Annotated in this window: 15 protein-coding genes and 1 pseudogene; 11 read left to right on the top strand and 5 right to left on the bottom strand. The window is 39.2% G+C overall.

The annotated features are described in order from the left end of the window. Positions 1–193: 193 nt before the first annotated feature. The 7 genes from ACKWCA_RS17005 to ACKWCA_RS16975 all read left to right on the top strand — a co-directional run bounded on the left by ACKWCA_RS17005 (position 194) and on the right by ACKWCA_RS16975 (position 6486). Positions 194–1120 carry a vWA domain-containing protein gene (locus ACKWCA_RS17005; RefSeq protein ID WP_413979408.1) on the top strand — a complete coding sequence of 309 codons (927 nt, stop codon included), beginning with the start codon at positions 194–196 and terminating at the stop codon, positions 1118–1120. A 100-nt stretch (positions 1121–1220) separates the two neighbouring features. Next, entirely contained in the window at positions 1221–1634 is a 414-nt protein-coding gene (locus ACKWCA_RS17000; protein ID WP_413979407.1) for a hypothetical protein, read from the top strand. A 224-nt stretch (positions 1635–1858) separates the two neighbouring features. Beyond that, positions 1859–2782, top strand: coding sequence for a hypothetical protein (locus tag ACKWCA_RS16995; protein WP_413979406.1), 924 nt, complete (start codon positions 1859–1861; stop codon positions 2780–2782). 3 nt (positions 2783–2785) lie between these two features. Beyond that, positions 2786–3742 (top strand): hypothetical protein, encoded by a 957-nt coding sequence (locus ACKWCA_RS16990; protein WP_413979405.1) that lies wholly within the window; start codon positions 2786–2788, stop codon positions 3740–3742. Then, positions 3739–4353: a hypothetical protein gene (locus ACKWCA_RS16985; RefSeq protein ID WP_413979404.1), complete on the top strand. Its 615-nt coding sequence runs from the start codon at positions 3739–3741 to the stop codon at positions 4351–4353. Before ACKWCA_RS16990 ends, ACKWCA_RS16985 begins: the two co-directional genes overlap by 4 nt. After that, a complete protein-coding gene (locus ACKWCA_RS16980; RefSeq protein ID WP_413979403.1) occupies positions 4343–5656 on the top strand; it encodes a hypothetical protein in 1314 nt (437 codons plus the stop codon). The genes ACKWCA_RS16985 and ACKWCA_RS16980 overlap by 11 nt, the downstream gene beginning before the upstream one ends. Further along, positions 5656–6486, top strand: a complete 831-nt coding sequence (locus tag ACKWCA_RS16975; RefSeq protein ID WP_413979402.1) for a hypothetical protein — start codon at positions 5656–5658, stop codon at positions 6484–6486. Before ACKWCA_RS16980 ends, ACKWCA_RS16975 begins: the two co-directional genes overlap by 1 nt. 17 nt (positions 6487–6503) lie before the next feature. On the opposite strand, the gene ACKWCA_RS16970 is transcribed toward ACKWCA_RS16975, so the two are convergent. Next, positions 6504–6797, bottom strand: coding sequence for a DUF2188 domain-containing protein (locus tag ACKWCA_RS16970; RefSeq protein ID WP_413979401.1), 294 nt, complete (start codon positions 6795–6797; stop codon positions 6504–6506). A gap of 451 nt (positions 6798–7248) precedes the next feature. Here ACKWCA_RS16970 and ACKWCA_RS16965 point away from each other — a divergent pair, with 451 nt between their 5' ends. The 4 genes and pseudogenes from ACKWCA_RS16965 (at position 7249) to ACKWCA_RS16950 (ending at position 11133) form a co-directional block, all read left to right on the top strand. After that, entirely contained in the window at positions 7249–7599 is a 351-nt protein-coding gene (locus ACKWCA_RS16965) for a hypothetical protein (RefSeq protein WP_413979400.1), read from the top strand. An 11-nt stretch (positions 7600–7610) separates the two neighbouring features. Further along, complete coding sequence (locus tag ACKWCA_RS16960; RefSeq protein ID WP_413979399.1) at positions 7611–9218, top strand: FAD-linked oxidase; 1608 nt, start codon at positions 7611–7613, stop codon at positions 9216–9218. 256 nt (positions 9219–9474) lie between these two features. Further along, positions 9475–9834 (top strand): annotated as a pseudogene (locus ACKWCA_RS16955) (proprotein convertase P-domain-containing protein); the annotation flags it as partial. A gap of 198 nt (positions 9835–10032) precedes the next feature. Next, the gene (locus tag ACKWCA_RS16950) at positions 10033–11133 is read left to right on the top strand and encodes a proprotein convertase P-domain-containing protein (RefSeq protein WP_413979508.1); all 1101 of its coding nucleotides are present in this window, start codon (positions 10033–10035) and stop codon (positions 11131–11133) included. Positions 11134–11549: 416 nt separating this feature from the next. Here ACKWCA_RS16950 and ACKWCA_RS16945 read toward each other — a convergent pair whose 3' ends face one another. The 4 genes from ACKWCA_RS16945 to ACKWCA_RS16930 all read right to left on the bottom strand — a co-directional run bounded on the left by ACKWCA_RS16945 (position 11550) and on the right by ACKWCA_RS16930 (position 15587). After that, on the bottom strand, positions 11550–12896 hold the full coding sequence (locus ACKWCA_RS16945; RefSeq protein ID WP_413979398.1) for a hypothetical protein: 1347 nt from the start codon (positions 12894–12896) through the stop codon (positions 11550–11552). A 75-nt stretch (positions 12897–12971) separates the two neighbouring features. After that, positions 12972–13571 carry a hypothetical protein gene (locus tag ACKWCA_RS16940; RefSeq protein ID WP_413979397.1) on the bottom strand — a complete coding sequence of 200 codons (600 nt, stop codon included), beginning with the start codon at positions 13569–13571 and terminating at the stop codon, positions 12972–12974. A gap of 5 nt (positions 13572–13576) precedes the next feature. Continuing rightward, positions 13577–14629, bottom strand: coding sequence for a hypothetical protein (locus ACKWCA_RS16935; RefSeq protein ID WP_413979396.1), 1053 nt, complete (start codon positions 14627–14629; stop codon positions 13577–13579). A gap of 43 nt (positions 14630–14672) precedes the next feature. Continuing rightward, a complete protein-coding gene (locus tag ACKWCA_RS16930) occupies positions 14673–15587 on the bottom strand; it encodes an SLATT domain-containing protein (protein WP_413979395.1) in 915 nt (304 codons plus the stop codon). Positions 15588–16096 lie beyond the last annotated feature (509 nt).

Below are 16096 nucleotides of genomic sequence, written 5' to 3'. Positions count from 1 at the left end.
GACGACTGGGCAACACGGGCTTTGAACTACTCTGTGCCCAAAGTTCAGAAGTTATGCCCCTGGGTTGCTGTTCATCCGTTTTTCCGGTCCTTTTGACGAAAAGAGTCCTCTAAAATCCCTGTGCTACGGGTTGCCGTAACCACATTTTGGGATGGTGCTTTAGGTTTGTTGAAGAACCAAAACCAAGATGAAAATGGACAACATAAAAAAACTAAAGTATGTGTTTTACGGAATAGTATTCCTTTGTCTAAGCTGCTCCAAGGATGAGCCTCTGGTGTTAGGATCCCCGATGTCGATTTCCGCGACTTCAGATTCTGCACTTAAGGTGCGCTTGAGCTGGGATACGGTTCCCAATGCTTTGGGATATAGGGTTTTTAGAGCGGATGCCTCTACTTTTGGGGAAGAAATGAACTTCGTGGAAATAGGGACCACCGAAATACCTGAATTCACCGATTTGGGGGTGGTGTCGAATTCGTCTTATTATTATCGCGTAGAGGCATTCAACGGTAATGTACTCAGCGAGCAATCCGATATGGTTATGGGAAACACCAAGTTCATTACGTTGGATGAATCCTTCGATGTTCTTGCCGAATATACCGATGGTCAGCGCTATAATGCTGAATCCGCCAGTGATGTACCTGAGACTATTATTGAAATTATTAGGGAAAATAGTGAAATCGGCACTGATTTGATTTTCCTAATTGACAATACAAGTAGTATGGCCGACGATATCAGGCAAGTGAAAAACTCCATTAATTCAATTATTTCCGAACTGCCTGAAGGTACCAGATTGGGCATTGCTACTTACAATGATGCCAACACGACTTCAGAATGGTATCAATGGGTAAACCTTGATTCAAATTATGACAATGCCATAACTTTCTTGAACTCAATACGAGTATTTGGAGGAGGGGATATTCCAGAATCCGTGTATGACGGAATTCAGTTCACCTTAAGTCAGATGGACTGGTCCTCTTCATCTAAAAGAATGATGGTCGTTATTGGGGATGCACCGCCATTGGAGGGTTCACGATCCGCATTCTCCTTAAAGGAAGTGATTGATAGTACTAAAGAATTTGGTGTAGCCGTAAATCTGTTCCCTATTTTGATAAGAGATTGATTTTTGATGTCATTCGCAAGGTGGATTGGGGACCTCTAGCACCGGAATAGAATTAAGCAAACAATTGTCATTTCCAGTACCATAACAGCACAAACGAACTATGAGAACATTAACCGAAGACCTAAGAGAAATTGATTGGGGTAAGACGCTTTTGCGTGTGCTAGAATTGCTGATAGTCATGCCATTTACTTTACCGCTCAAAATTTATATGAACGCTATAATGAACCTTTCCCACGCAAAAGAGGAACAAGGGGAAGTCAATCAGCTTTCCAAAGAGTTTCCACTCTACGTTTGGCTGATTAGCGTTTTTGATGCCATACTATTTTTGTCCTACCCAATTGGGACTGTTCTGGCGATACGCGGGTGGGCCAGTTATTTTGGGGGATTCGGTCTTTTTGCCGCAATTCTAGGGTTAACCTACTTCTTTCCACTATACATTACACTGATCAAGGAGTTCGCCCAGATCTCTTTGAAGCTCTTACTTTATTTGAAAATCATAGCATCGAAGGAGTAAGTGCATAAACTTCTAGACCTATCTGTTCATCCGATTTTCCGTTCTATTGGTCGAATAACTACGACGATTTTTTATCAATTACGGGTACCCGTAATGTGTTTACACTGCTTGGGTCTACGTTTGTTACCACAAGACCAATACGGATTTCGTTACGGTTTTCACACTCCAGCTTGCGAAGTATAGGGAGTTAAAAACTGTAAACTAAATCAACCAAAACCAAACGGATGCCATACCACAGAGACTCCTATTTCAATCCAAGTGACCCCTATAAAAAGGCATGGTCGCTCACCCCTCAAGGCAGGGTACTGAAGCTTTCTGGTCATAAGACCGCTTCGATGTATGCCTCCTTGTCATCAGCGATTCCTATTTTCTACATCTTAATGTTGTCCGCCATAGCCTTTGATGTCTACCTAGGGTTTTCTATTCTAGCAAAGTCCGGCGTAAATCTTGGGCTCATTACAGGTTCGGTAATTTTGGACCTATTATTGGCGATTACCCCCTTTTTGTTAGGAACTTATATTTTAAGCTTTAACCACACTAATTTGGAAAATGAACTGTTCAAGACAAAGTTAGAGTGTATGACAAAAAAGCGGGATGAAAGTGATGATGATTTTCATACACGCATTACCCAGATCAAAGCGGGCAGACTTCGTGAATTGAATGGTAGCAAAACCATGGGTGCTATAGTACGGTACCTCACCATAGGGCTGATTTTTGCAATTGCAGGTTGGAAAATTTATACCTATTACAGCGTACTACCGCCAGGTTTCAATTTGTTCAGTGTGGCCAATGGCAAAATTGTATTGATTTTTTCCTTTTTATGTGCTGTTTGTCACATCATCGGTTCTGAAAAAGCCTTTGCCCATCTGTCTTTTTGGATGATCAAGGGAAAGGAATTTCGAAACCATAATGAACTGCACCATGGCAAGGAACCCTCCTCGCAAAGTATTCCTATAGATTATGAAGGTGATTACAAGCCCGCCAAATTCATGAATACGGAACTCAAGGTCGACGAAGAAGGAAAGGCATTAATCGAATACATACATCTCATTTGGGATGATGAAATCAAGTTTTTAATTGAAAAGCAAGGCAGCGAAAGCGCAAAAAGAGGTGTTGCTATAACCTGCAAGAACAATCAAATCATATAAGTTATGAAGAACCTTATTGCCAAAGTCTCACTTTTGATTTTCACATTCGGTATAGTAGGTTGCGAAGCACCTCGTGAAAATCTTGCACTGACCTTGGTCTTGGATAATGCTATTGGGGACGACAAATATCCCCAATATGTCAAAGACATAGCCATGCCTTTTCATAAGACGGAATGTGAAATGGACTTCCTATTGAAACCGATCAGCTTTGTGCGTGCCGATATCAAAAGAACCGAAGTGGAATCAAACGCCTGGCACTTTGAGAATATTGGGGACAATACCGTGGAATTCAGCTCTGGGTGGCTTCAACAGTATTTTACCGATAGTTTGACTACCCCCTATTTGAAACAGCCGAAAGGAGGAAAAGAGTTAAAACTGGCGAGCTACTTGACAAAAACGGATAACATAGTTGTGCTGTATTCCGAGGAATCCGAACTGGATGAATATGAAGGTGTTCCGGTATTGCATACTTCCAAAGAGGTGCACAGCAAAATAGCGGAGACGGCTTGTGACAATCCATCGAAAAAAGTGGTGGTCATTATTAACCCTAGGGAACTCGAAGAAATGAGACTCGAATCACCTCCTCTGCCAATCGGGGATCCCCTACTAACAGAAAATCCATGTGGTATGGAAACGCTCGTTGACGCCTTTGAGCTGAAATCCAGAATACAGGCGATTATTGACGTGAACCAGACCGATGAGCAACGGTTGTACAAGGCGGAAGCAGTATATCGCGATTTTTTTGATGACAAGGCCTATGTCGCTAGTTACAAAAGTAAGGGAGATTCCAATCCTGATGTATACGATCCTGGAGAAGCTATTCATTACTTCACTAGTAAGCTCGCGGTTTTAGAGTCTATTCATGATGTGGCGATTTTCAGACTGGAAACCTCCAAGAAAAGCGGCAAGATATCGGGAATGCACATCGCCGAGTGTCATGATGCTAAAGAGCTATTATGAAGTATGCTTTGTTTTTTGTGGTTTTTGTTTCCTTTCAAGTCCAAGGGCAAAAGTTCAATACATTGTCCGAAGGGGATAAGCAGCAATTCCAAAAGGAAGTTCAAGATGAGATACAAACCTTTGACTCCAAATTGCAGAAAATTGCAAATGCCTCGAGTAGGAGGGTCCAAAAGGCATTAATAAAGAGTCTGTTGCGAAAGTTTACAACAGAGGCTACCATTCAAACTGCTAGTGTGAAATCGGGTATTTCCACTTATAAAATCAAGGATTACCTCTACGATAAAGTTCCAGGATACCAAAAAAGGTATAGTGTGGTTGATGTAGAATTTGTTTCCCTGCAAATCGAGGATTTCAAACCCCACCCTAGCAAGCCAAATTGGTATATCGCCAAGTACAACTTTGTACAACGTTTTTGCGGGGTCGCCAAAGGTGCCCAGCGCACTACCGATGAGGGACTTATGAATTACTCATATTGCGATTTGACGGAAAAAGAGGGCTCGTTTGTTCTTAAGAAGGCACACACGGTTCTAGGCGCAAAATGGAAACTATACTTTGATAGTATTGCCGTAGAAGCTATAGAGATTATTGAAGCAAAAGAGAATGATGAGTAGGTTTCTGTTGCTTTTTATTGCTATATGCTCTGCTGGGACAACCTGGGCTAACTCGGATATCGACAAGATCAAAGAGGTATGTAATCTCTATATTACCTCAATAACGGATTACTCCAAAAATATTGATGTCAACAATTCGTACGAAAACTTATTATATGGTGTATTTGACTATGATTCGGACGTATATATACACCAAAACGATTTATTTGATACGAGTTATGCCAATAAGAACGACATCGATAACTATCTGGCTTATATTGATATTGAATATCAGAATAGTATCGATATCGAGTTTGAAGAAACCGAGGTCTTGGACTGCACCTCAAATTTAAATGGAAGGTATTATGTTTTTGCCATAGTGCTTAAAACACTGAAGTATAAAGACAAAACAAGGGAGCAAGAGTTGATATTCGGGCTTTACAAAGAAGGTGACGGGTATATTGTGGAGTACGCTTTGTTCAATACCGCACACAACAATACCGAATTGATGGTGCAATGTAGTGTGAATAGTATTGAAGAGGATAGATTGAAATTGGAGCGAGAACATTTGAAGTCCGCAAATGCCGCTTTTGCCGACCAAAACTACTTTAATGCCAAGCGTCTTTATGAGATGGTATTGTCTTTCAATCCATCAAATACTTATGCCATTGACGGGGTTCGCAATTGCAATCTATTGTTGACTAAGGAAAGGACCAAGATAGAAATCGCGAATTTGATTCAACATGAAAAATTTAGGGAGGCCGAACAACGGTTGGCCATTTTTGAGCGGGAGTTTCCCAGCACTGAAACCGCTTGGGTTTTAGCACAAAAAAATGCTTCTAAGAATGGAATCGCGTTAAAGAACTATCAGGCCAATCTAAAAATCGCAAATGCGAAATACGATGCCGGCCTCTTCGAAGATGCAATAAACTACTATAAAAGTGCGAGATCGTATAGCGTGGCGGACATAGCCTATATCGATGGACAAATCGAACGTTGTGAAACAGGTTCTCCGCAGGAGGTCATGGCCCGTATAAAAAAAGCCTACAATGAGGCAAAGTATTCGAAAAGCAAATGGCTGAATACGTATAGGACTTATATCAAATACCAAAACTCAGGTGTATTGAACGGGGAGAACTATTACTTCATGTGTTTGATGATGGAAAATAATTATTCCCAAATCGGCAAGAAAATGGGGTATTCACGCCGACAAACACGTCAGCTAGCGGTAAAATACTTTTATAAGGCCAAAGAGCTGGGGCGCGATGTTTCCTTTTTGGAGACCCAGGTCTTTACCAAACGAAGAACTAAGAAAAAAAAGTAATGAAAAAGGTAATTCTTTTTATCGTCTATGGTGTGTTGTCAGCTAATTTGTCCCTGGCACAAGATGTGGCCATTAATCCAGAATTTTTCACCACTAAGAATATGAGAATCGGCCTAAGTCTCGGGGCAGAATCCGCTATTGGCTTTGAGAGTAATGATACCCGGAAACTACTTTGGGTTTCACAACAGGGCACTACTCCGAAAGATTATTTCACTTATGACAAGCCAGCAGTCAATACTAGTTTTAATCTGGGTATTGATGTGTATTCACCGAATTCAGCACTGGGCTTCTTTGCCGAATTCAACTATAATACTTTGAAATACCAGATTACTCCTGATGATGGGGCCGTGATTGATTCCATTTCATCGGTTAACTTTGAAATTCCGGTATATCTGAAATTTCGATTGGGCAAGGTAAACCGTAGTGGACATACCTGGCTGGCCCTGGGTGGAGGCTATTCCATAGTTTCGAAGGCACGTCAAAATACGACTCGAAATAACACGCGTATAGGAGAGCAATCACAGAAATCGTTTTTGAGCAATATCGGATATACATCGGCCATTTTGGGTCGTGAAGTGATTATTGCCGGCGAGGGTAGTAATGGTGAGGAAATTTATGATCGAGATACGTTCAGAGCACTGATATACCTAAAAGTCAACTACGACCTCTCTAGTCGTATCAACGGTGATTTTGATTTCAATACAGGAAGTGTGCTGGGAAGTATTTCCAATCTCGATGTTCGTCTTTTACGGGTGAGCATTGGTATTAAACTCCTGTTCAGGGTATCCACCCTAGGGAAATTGGCGGGAAGCGCATTGCTGCTCAAATGAAGCTTTTTTTGATATGGTTAGATTGTTCGGTCATCATAGGATATCCGCTCTCGAATACCACCGGTGGCTCTATGAATAATGACATCGGCCTTGTATTTGCGAGCCAAGCTCTTGGCCTTCCGTATCGCCGTGCTCTGTTTTCGGTGCTTGCTCGTAACGCGTTTATTCCCTTCGCGACGTACTGCCCATCCGTCTTCATAAGGTACTACATGTTGATGCCAGGTACGGCCTCGTTTACTTTGTTGTAAGCTATTAAACAAGACCTCCAGAAGGTCTATGAGGGTGCGTAACCAGGATTTGCCTTTAGCCATATATCGGGTTTGTTCGTTTCTAAGATAGTAAAAACCTTCTACGCTTGTTATAACAAGCCCATACGACCATTTATACTCCTCACTCGTCAGTACCATGATGCTTTTCAAGGAATCTGCCGCAAGCTTCTCGCAATGACGAACACATAGTGACAATCCATCAACCCGACCAACTTATTTGCACATTTAAAAACGCAAACTATACAGTATTTACGGTTGTTTACACAAAAAGGAGGAAAAGTCATACAACTACGTAGTACATTTAATCGTATTAGGCGGGTGACCGTTTTGAATACAAAAATGCGGTATTTATAAGAAGATCTCCCGAACTGTACAATAGGTTCTGCTAATTGTTTGGACCATTTCACCTTTCCCCCTAAGTAGTACATTTTTAGGTAGCAATGCTATAAGCGGACTGCCTTTTCGGTACCAAACCTATCATAAATTTTTTAGTATGAAAATTATCGGTAAAGTGTTTTTCAGAGTTTCCGCTATTTTTTTGGTCTGTGCTCTCCTTCAGTCCTGTTATTCCGTTGTGCTTACCAGTACACATGGTAATTATATGCCTGAGGAAAATGAAAGAGACGACTTTTTTAAAGATAAAATGGTGATTGAATATGATACCGTGGTACCGGCCGGTGTTACCACAAATTATTCGCTGATCAAGACCCAACGAGATCGCTGTACATCTGGCAAGTTACATTCGGTACAATTTAAAAATAGCTTTGGAGGCTCCCTGCTTTATTTGGTCACATTTGGCGCAAAGCGCAAAGTGTCCATAAAGTATGTCTGTATGCAACCCTAAACTTCATTATTATGGCAGAGACGATTACCCACCTCATGGAACAATGGAACACCATTCACAAGAATGGTCCCTGGCAGCTAAAACATAGATATATTACGCATAACGGTTCTAGTTTAGATTTGTCCTCTACAATTGCACAGTACAATGACACCGGAGAGGAAATTAGGGGGTTGATCCAGGAAGCCGCTGATAATGGGGAAGGATTCAGGGCCTACGGGTCGCGATGGTCCATGTCAAACGTGGCCTACAACAAGGATCGGATGCATTACAATAGGTATATGACCATCAACATTCCAATTTCGGATGATGATGTGCATAATACATCGCCCTACGCCAGAGAGAATTTGTTTTTTTTTCAATGTGGGGCTACCATAAAACGTATCTCCCAGGTTCTTGAAGCTCATAAGAAGTCTTTAAAGACCTGTGGGGCCAGCAATGGACAGACCATAGCCGGATGTATTTCTACGGGGGTACACGGTTCTGCGATTGACGTGGGCTCTGTGCAAGACTATGTGGTAGGACTCAACCTTATTGTTGGGCCAAGGCCAGAAGATAATATCTACTTAGAACGACATACGAAGCCTGGACTTTCAGATGAATTCGCAAGCAAAATAAAGGCCAGGGTCATCCGCAATGATGGATTGTTCAATGCGGCCCTGGTGAGCATGGGTTCGTTTGGGTTTATTCATGGCGTAACCATAGAAGCCGAAGACCGCTATCTTTTAAAGCGTTATGTAAGGAAAATTGATAAGAATATCGCACTAGAGTTAGCGGAAACAATGGACTTTAAGAATTCCTTGTTTAGCATTGCGGAAGAAAGAGATGCCAATGGTAATGGGTTGCGTCCATATCACTATAAGGTCTTCTTTAATCCCTATAGTGATGAATCTGAGTATGTGGTGGAATTTATGTTTAAAAAGCCTTACCAAACCCCGTATCCGGATCCCTTTACCGTAATTGAAAACTCCATTTATACGGATCTTATTAATGTGCTTATTAAAATAAGCCAGAAATGGCCTAAGACTATTCCCTTCTTTATTAAGCGACTGGAAAAAAATATTTTGCCCTTGACTAAAGAAGAGGCATCCGTAGGTACTTTATATGAAACGTTTTGGGATGCACAGTATAAAGGACCCGCTTTCGCCTGTTCCGTGGGAATAGATCACAGAGATTCTGTGAAAGCGTTGAATGCAATTACAAAAATGACCCGGGATGAAGGCCCTATTCCTGGAATATTTGCTATGCGTTTTATAAAACAAAGTATGGCGACACTATCTTTTGCGCGCTTCCCAATTACCTGTATGTTGGAAATAGATGGTATACAATGGAAGAAGACCAAGAAGCTTATGAGTCTCAAGGAATATGGGCGGCGAATGATTCAGGTATTACAGCAAAATAATATTCCTTTTACGTTGCATTGGGGTAAAAATTCCGATTGGGCATTTGCAGGGTTAGTACAGCATATGTATGGAGATGATTCGGAAACCTGGAAGTCTTACCGAAGCGCATTGCTCACATCGGAAATGGCCGAGGTATTTTCCAATGATTTTCTAGCTACTACGGGGTTGCATGAAACCGTTGTGGCCCCTGATGCGGACCTGGTGGCTTCCCTGGTATGAATTGTACTTATGAGTCCGATATTGAAAGAAGCGTAGTGCTGAAACAATTCCGTGAAAATACTGCCATTTAATTTTGGTACGAAGGGAAACATAAAAAACTGTGAAAAACTTCTAAATAAAAACAGATGAAACGAGCATTAAAAAGTTTTAAAAATTACTTCAGCAAAGGAAATTCTTAGTGCGTGAGCTTAGCTTTTACATACGTTCTCAATTTATTAAATGACTTTTCATCAAACAATTAAAAAGATCTAAACGTATGAAAATTTATCACTTTAAAAACGAACAATCGGTCTCAATCGGTACTGGAGCTCCAAACCAGATCGACTCCAGTATACATGTCGAGGGTACGGGTGGCAATATCACGGATGTTAATGTAAAGCTTGATATTGATCATACGTATACCCGTGATTTAATAATTCGGCTAAAAAGTCCTGATGGTACAATAGTGATGTTGGTAAATAGGCTTGGAGGCAGTGGAGATGATTTTAGCGAAACCACCTTTGATGATAATGCAAGTGCGGGTATAGACAGCGGCAGTCCTCCTTTTCAGGGTGTATTTAGACCCATGGAACCTCTGGGCCAGTTCAACGGTGCAAATGCAAATGGAGTTTGGAGTTTGGAAGTTGCTGATCTTGCGATTCGCGACGGGGGATCATTGAATGAATGCGAACTGGAAATCATAACGGATGAACCAGACCAGAATACGGGTCCATTTGTTTTTCATAATCGTACCCTAACACCCATCCCTGCAACCGGGGTTAATACTATTGAATCTCAAATCAATGTGCAAGGCCTTTCTGATGTTAGCGTAGAAATGGTATGTATCACTATAGATTTGGATCACACTTTTACCGGCGACCTTAAAATCACCGTTGTTAGCCCGGTTAACGAGGAGGTTCTATTGGTGGAACGCGAAGGAGGGGGAGGGGATAATTTCCGCGATACTACGTTTGATGACACGGCTACCGACTCGATTACGGCTGCATCTGCACCTTATACTGGAACTTTTCGGCCAGAAGGCCAACTGGCAGATTTTCAAGGGATATCTCCAACCGGTACCTGGAAATTAATAATCGAAGATCTGGCAAATCTGGATGGCGGTGTTTTAAAATCGTGGACGCTCGCCTTAAAAAGCGATAGCACCCCGCAACCAACAAGACCCTTCAAGGTAGAAGTAAACTTTTTGGGCGGCCTTACAGATAGCCAAAAAGCAATTTTCCAAGTTGCTGCGGACCGGTGGTCCGAGATCATAGTTGGAGATCTTCCTTCCATCGATACGGATATTGGTGTGGTAGATGATGTGGTCATCGATGCCGAAGGCAAAGTAATCGATGGCCCTAGTGGAATTTTAGGACGAGCAGGCCCTACCAGTGTTAGGCCGGGAAGTCTGCTGCCGGCCAGGGGAATTATGGAGTTTGATTCAGCGGACTTGCAGCGAATGGAGGACGATGGAGAGCTCATTGACGTAATCATACACGAAATGGGCCATGTTTTGGGAATTGGAACCTTATGGTCAGACTTAGGATTAGTTCGCGGATCGGGTACCGACAACCCTGAATTCACAGGTGCCAATGCAATGCGGGAATATGCCACATTGAAGAATTTTGTGAACCCTATATTCGTTCCGATTGCGAATACCGGAGGGGCTGGCACTAGGGAAGGACATTGGAGAGAATCGGTTTTTGATTCGGAACTTATGACCGGTTTTGACGATCCGGGTCGAAACGCATTAAGCCGACTTACAGTTGCCTCCCTTCAAGATTTGGGGTATCAGGTGAATTACCACAAGGCCGATCCTTATATGCTACCATTTGCCTTGCTTTCTATGGGAGCAATAACAGCTAAAAAAGAGCACCAATGTCATGTTGATATTCCTGATTTTGAAATATTACCGGAGGAAAATTTGATTAAGTAGTATGGTTTCTGAATAGCTGATTTTGTCCTGTTTCACTTGTTCAACCTCAGCTCGGGTCAAAATTGATACCTGGCATGATACATAGAAAAAAGACCACCCAATGGCTGGCTTTTTTTGTGGAGCCGGAGGGATTCACTTCGTTCTTCCTTCCTAACCAGTAGTGCACATAAAAATACCCATTGCCTAGGCAATGGGCATCTTGATTTTGGTAAAATACTCAAGCGAGCTTGGTATTCACCAAAACCCAATCTGCTGCATATTTTTGAGTGTCGTGGAGCCGGAGGGACTAGAACCTAACTTTTAAAACCTTAATAAATAAGGGTCTTTTGGCTATATTAAACTTCATGCTCACCGAATAGGTGACTTAAAAACGAATTTGTTAAATATTGATATGCAGCTAGTCAATTACAAACGGCTTATCCTCCCTTTTTCTGAATAATTCCCATGATAGATTTCAACAGTTCGTTAACATCTATATTCTTATAGTTATCTGAATTTTGAGGGATGATAATTTTATCAAAGAAAGATTGGTACACTAGCTTTTTAGTTTCAACATCATCTATGTTTTTTAATGCAACAAAACTCTTTCTCACGAGAAGGCCGTCAGAGTCAGTAGCGATCATTTCTTTATAATTCAGCTTGTACTGTCCTATACAGAACCGAATTATAGCAAGAAAGAAGGAAACTACAATAACTCCAATAGCTAACCTTTTTAAGAATTCCTGCAGATAGTTGTCTTTGTTTAAAGTTTCAACCTTGTTTCCAACCAGATTTAAAGAAGAAGCTGTGTCGGAATACAACTTTTGTATTCTCTCATCTCCATTAACAATGAAGTCCTTTTCGTCCTCGAGTTTATCCTGATATTCTTTTAGGTATTTTAATATTTCATTTTTATCTTTTTCTAGTTCATTGCTTGTACCAGATTCCAAAACAATAGTATTGATAGAGTCTCTAATTTCATCTGTTCTATTAGTAAGAAAATTAATATCATTTTCTTGCTCGATTAAATTGGCCACACCAGGAGGATTAATTTTGAATGAACTACTATATTTTTCTCCAAAATTATCTTCTAATTTTTTTCTGAAGCTCAAAATTTTAGTATTTACAGATTCAGTATCACCTATAATTTTTTCAGCTAAAATTCTCTGTCTTTGTATCAAATTAGTTCTTTGATTTTCAGAGATGAGAACCAGATTTTTATCAAGGTTTTTGAGTGATTTGTTAAATCCAACAGAATCTGATTCAATAAGTGAATAACCAAAAAACAATACTACCAAAGAAAATATTATCGTCAAAGAAGTAGCAGCAGCTAAAAAATATTGCGTAGTTTTTTTTAGGCTCTCTTTTTTTCTTTCGAGACTTACAAGAATAAATTTCATATAATCTAAACCTTCTTTGCCCAAATTACCATCAGGTAAATGCTCTACAACCGCTTGTTTAAAATCTAAAGATTTGAACAAATCACCCACAATGGTTTTTATTTGATCTTTTTGTAGTTTAAAGAGCCTTTCCCCGTTTATTTGTACCAAGTCTTCTTTAATATTGTAATTGGTATTAGTTTCTGATTTATTATTTAAATATCTCTTAATGTAGAATGACCTAAAAAACACTAGTAGAATCATCATATAAACAACACAACCCAAAATAACAAGAAAAGTATTTTCAGATTGAACGTTATCTATTTCTATTAACCAGAAGTAGAATGATATTCCTGATAATATTATCCAAATGCAAAAAACTAGTTCGGAAATAGGTTTTTTCATTAGTGTTTTTTTATTATGTTTCCATTTGATTAAAACGCAGGGCAACAATTCATTCTATCGAATTGCATTTGAAAACTAGAATTCCTTTAAAAGAGCATAATCTACTGGTTTATTCCTTTTCCAAACGGCATTTATCATTTGTCCATAATCGCCCATTCTATTCCATACCTGACAACCGAATGACCATCCATGGATAAATTCTTTTGTAACGGTACTAAAGGGATTATAGTCAACGCCATGAATATTCAGACCTATACTGTCTTTATATAAAGTACCTTGTTCATTTACATTTTGATTCTCGTCACTATCCCTAAAAAAGAACACTGGTTTTCTTTGCTTTAATGCCCGCATCTTTTTACCAGATTTTCCAGATATATGCATACCTCTTGTGTATGTATTGGGGCACCATTGATTTGTTTTCCAAACAGCAGCACCGGGGAGGTTATGATTTTTGAATAAAAACAAGGCGTCTTTGCCAGCATTGGTAGTTCCGGTGCTCACTTGTTTAAATTTAGGGCCATCGAAAACATAGAATTTGTCATCAAAAATGTTAAAGGCATCTTCTATGGATTGTACTCCAATAATTAAATATTTTCCAATATTTGGAATTTCACCCCCTATTAATTCTACTTGTTCTAGTAGTTGACTGTCAGTATATGCTTTAACGTTAGTCATTGGTACTAATTTCCATAGTTAAAAGTTGGATCTAGTTTGTGCTCCTTCATTCCAATTCTAAAAATTGAATATGTCACATTTTTAAAAGGGTCTTCATAATTTCCTGTTACTAAGTCAGCATTGGATACATTAGAAGGTACTAACTTCCCGTAGGCAGGGTAATAAAATGCATTTGAATTGATGAAGGTGTTAAAGTCTTTTCCTCTTGCTAGAACACAAAACCCTGGGCTTAAAGACCCCATTTTAATTCTTTCATTTCCTCCAGTATAATCCGATTTTGCTTTTTCAGATAAGGCAAGTCTCAAAGGTCTGCTTTTGAAAAGTATTTCTGGATCGGACTTATCAAGTTTATTTAGCAACTCATCCAAAAGGTTTATGGCGTTATTAGTAATAGCCGGGAAACCAATAGTGGAAGTTAGAGTCTTGCCGGTATCAGATTGAAGAAATTTGAATATTCGCTGCCACCATTTTGGCTCTCGATGTTTTACAACCTCAAAAGTCATTTTTGCCAGACCACCAGGTATTTCAATTGGCCTGTTTCCAAAAGCTTGTTTGAAATCAGCTTTTAGATCCTTTGGGTCAGCCGGCTTATTTTGTGCTTTATTATATAAATCAAGTCCAGCAGCGATACTCCAGAATGCGGTATCAAAATACTTATCTGTGGAACTTTCATCTTTGCCTATGTTTATTCTCATAGTAGCCCTAGTATTTTTGTCTACATTAACATCATTTCCGATATGGAAAGATTGCATTTCTAAATTCACTAGAACATCAGGTTGATTAGTACTTCCATCTATTGTGGATATAACCTCAGACGATTCTAAAATGGCGGGGCCATCTTTTTTGTTAGAAAGTTGAAAGGTTATAAATTGATTTCTTAGGTCATTTGCTGAAATATTATTTCCCTTATCTTTAGTGTAATTCACAACTCCTCTTTTTTGAGGTAAGCCAAAAGTTGCAAAGGAGGGATCTTGTACCAGAGATTGAAGTTGATCTAAATCTTCTAACAGTAGTTCTGATGTGATTACATCTTTTTCATTAAATTCAAATAGTTTCATTCTAGTTCTATTTTGTTTGATGTTTTTGATGTTGATTAATTATTCAAAGTAGCTCCGTAATACTTTTTTGGACATTCTTAATTTGGGATTCACCAGTAATATTTATAAACTCTTGAAATAATTTTATATCTCCGCTATCGGGTATTATAGAATACTCAAAAAGATATATCCCAACAGGAATGTCCTTTACAGCCCAAGTGTTTCCATTTTGATTTAGTGTTTTTGCCAAGACTCGATTTGAATCTATAGTTAGCTGGGCTTTAATCGAGGATTTATCTGGAATATTTTTGAGCTCTAAATTTAGGTGAACAGGGTTAAAGTTGATTTTTCTATCGTCATTAACTTCTTTAAATTTTGAAATCTCTTGTCCAATAGTCTCCAGACGTGAATCAGCTTTTTTGGAAAATTCAGCTAGTTGGTCAGTGAAAAGATTCTTCCAATTGTTTGTTTCATCATTTACAATATCCTTTAAGGCTATATCAAATTTTTCCAGTAGCTCATATGCCGTAACCCTAGTTTCTTCGGGTTGACCATCGCCTTCCAATCTCGGAAGTATTACTAACCATTTATTATGGAATTCTGATGTGACTCTATCCATTTGCAGATAGGCCAAGGTGTATCTTATCCAGCCATTGGAGTGTCCAAATAGCCTGTCCCCCAATAGAATAATTGTTGTAATTATTAGTGCAATGTAACCTGAAGCGTAAAACGAGCTAAGTCCGCTCGTAGATAAAGAACTACTAATCAAGCCCGGAATTAGTGGGAGAATTAGGCTTAAGGAAAATGTTAGTAAGGCAATGTTAAGTAACCATGTCGAGAAACTTCTTCTCTTTCCTTTTTTATCCTCATACCATTGGAGTTGTTCTTTTTGATATGTTAGTATATAACTCAAATAAGATTTGAGATTTTCATCACCTATTTTTTCAAGATGCCAGTTTCGATTTTGATAAGAAGTCATATGGAAGTCTTAAAGTTTAATGAAACCCATAGACAAGAGAAAAAGTATGAAAAATTTGGTGGCCGTTTACTGCTCGAAAAATACAAAATACGAGGATTAATATAATTGTAATCGATTAAAAGTCAATTTTTTAGATTAAAAGAAAAACGCGAACAAGAACCTTAGTTTTTATGAGGTTTTCATTTGTGATTAGACATAGGAAAACCTCAATTTTTTTAAGGTTTTTCCATGTCGATGAATTGAAAAGATTTTACTATTTTGCCTGATATCTTTCCCCAAAACTTTACTTAGTTGTTTAAAATACCAGCCAAAATGCTTAAAAGAGTGATTTTAGAGAGTCTAAACTTCATTAAGCAATAACTGATAACTAATTATTATCATTGATTTTTCACTGTACTGTTTTTGCCTTTTTATATTCTCTTAAAAATTTAACGATTTATGTATTCTTTTGTGGAAAATGTATTAGATAACTTCCTTGTTCAAGGACTCATTGTATTTGCAGTTACAGC

It is taken from the genome of Maribacter corallii (assembly GCF_047345415.1).
Taxonomy (GTDB): Bacteria; Bacteroidota; Bacteroidia; order Flavobacteriales; family Flavobacteriaceae; genus Maribacter_C.
The sequence above is the reverse complement of the archived record's forward strand: the minus strand, read 5'-3'. Positions and strand labels throughout refer to the sequence as shown.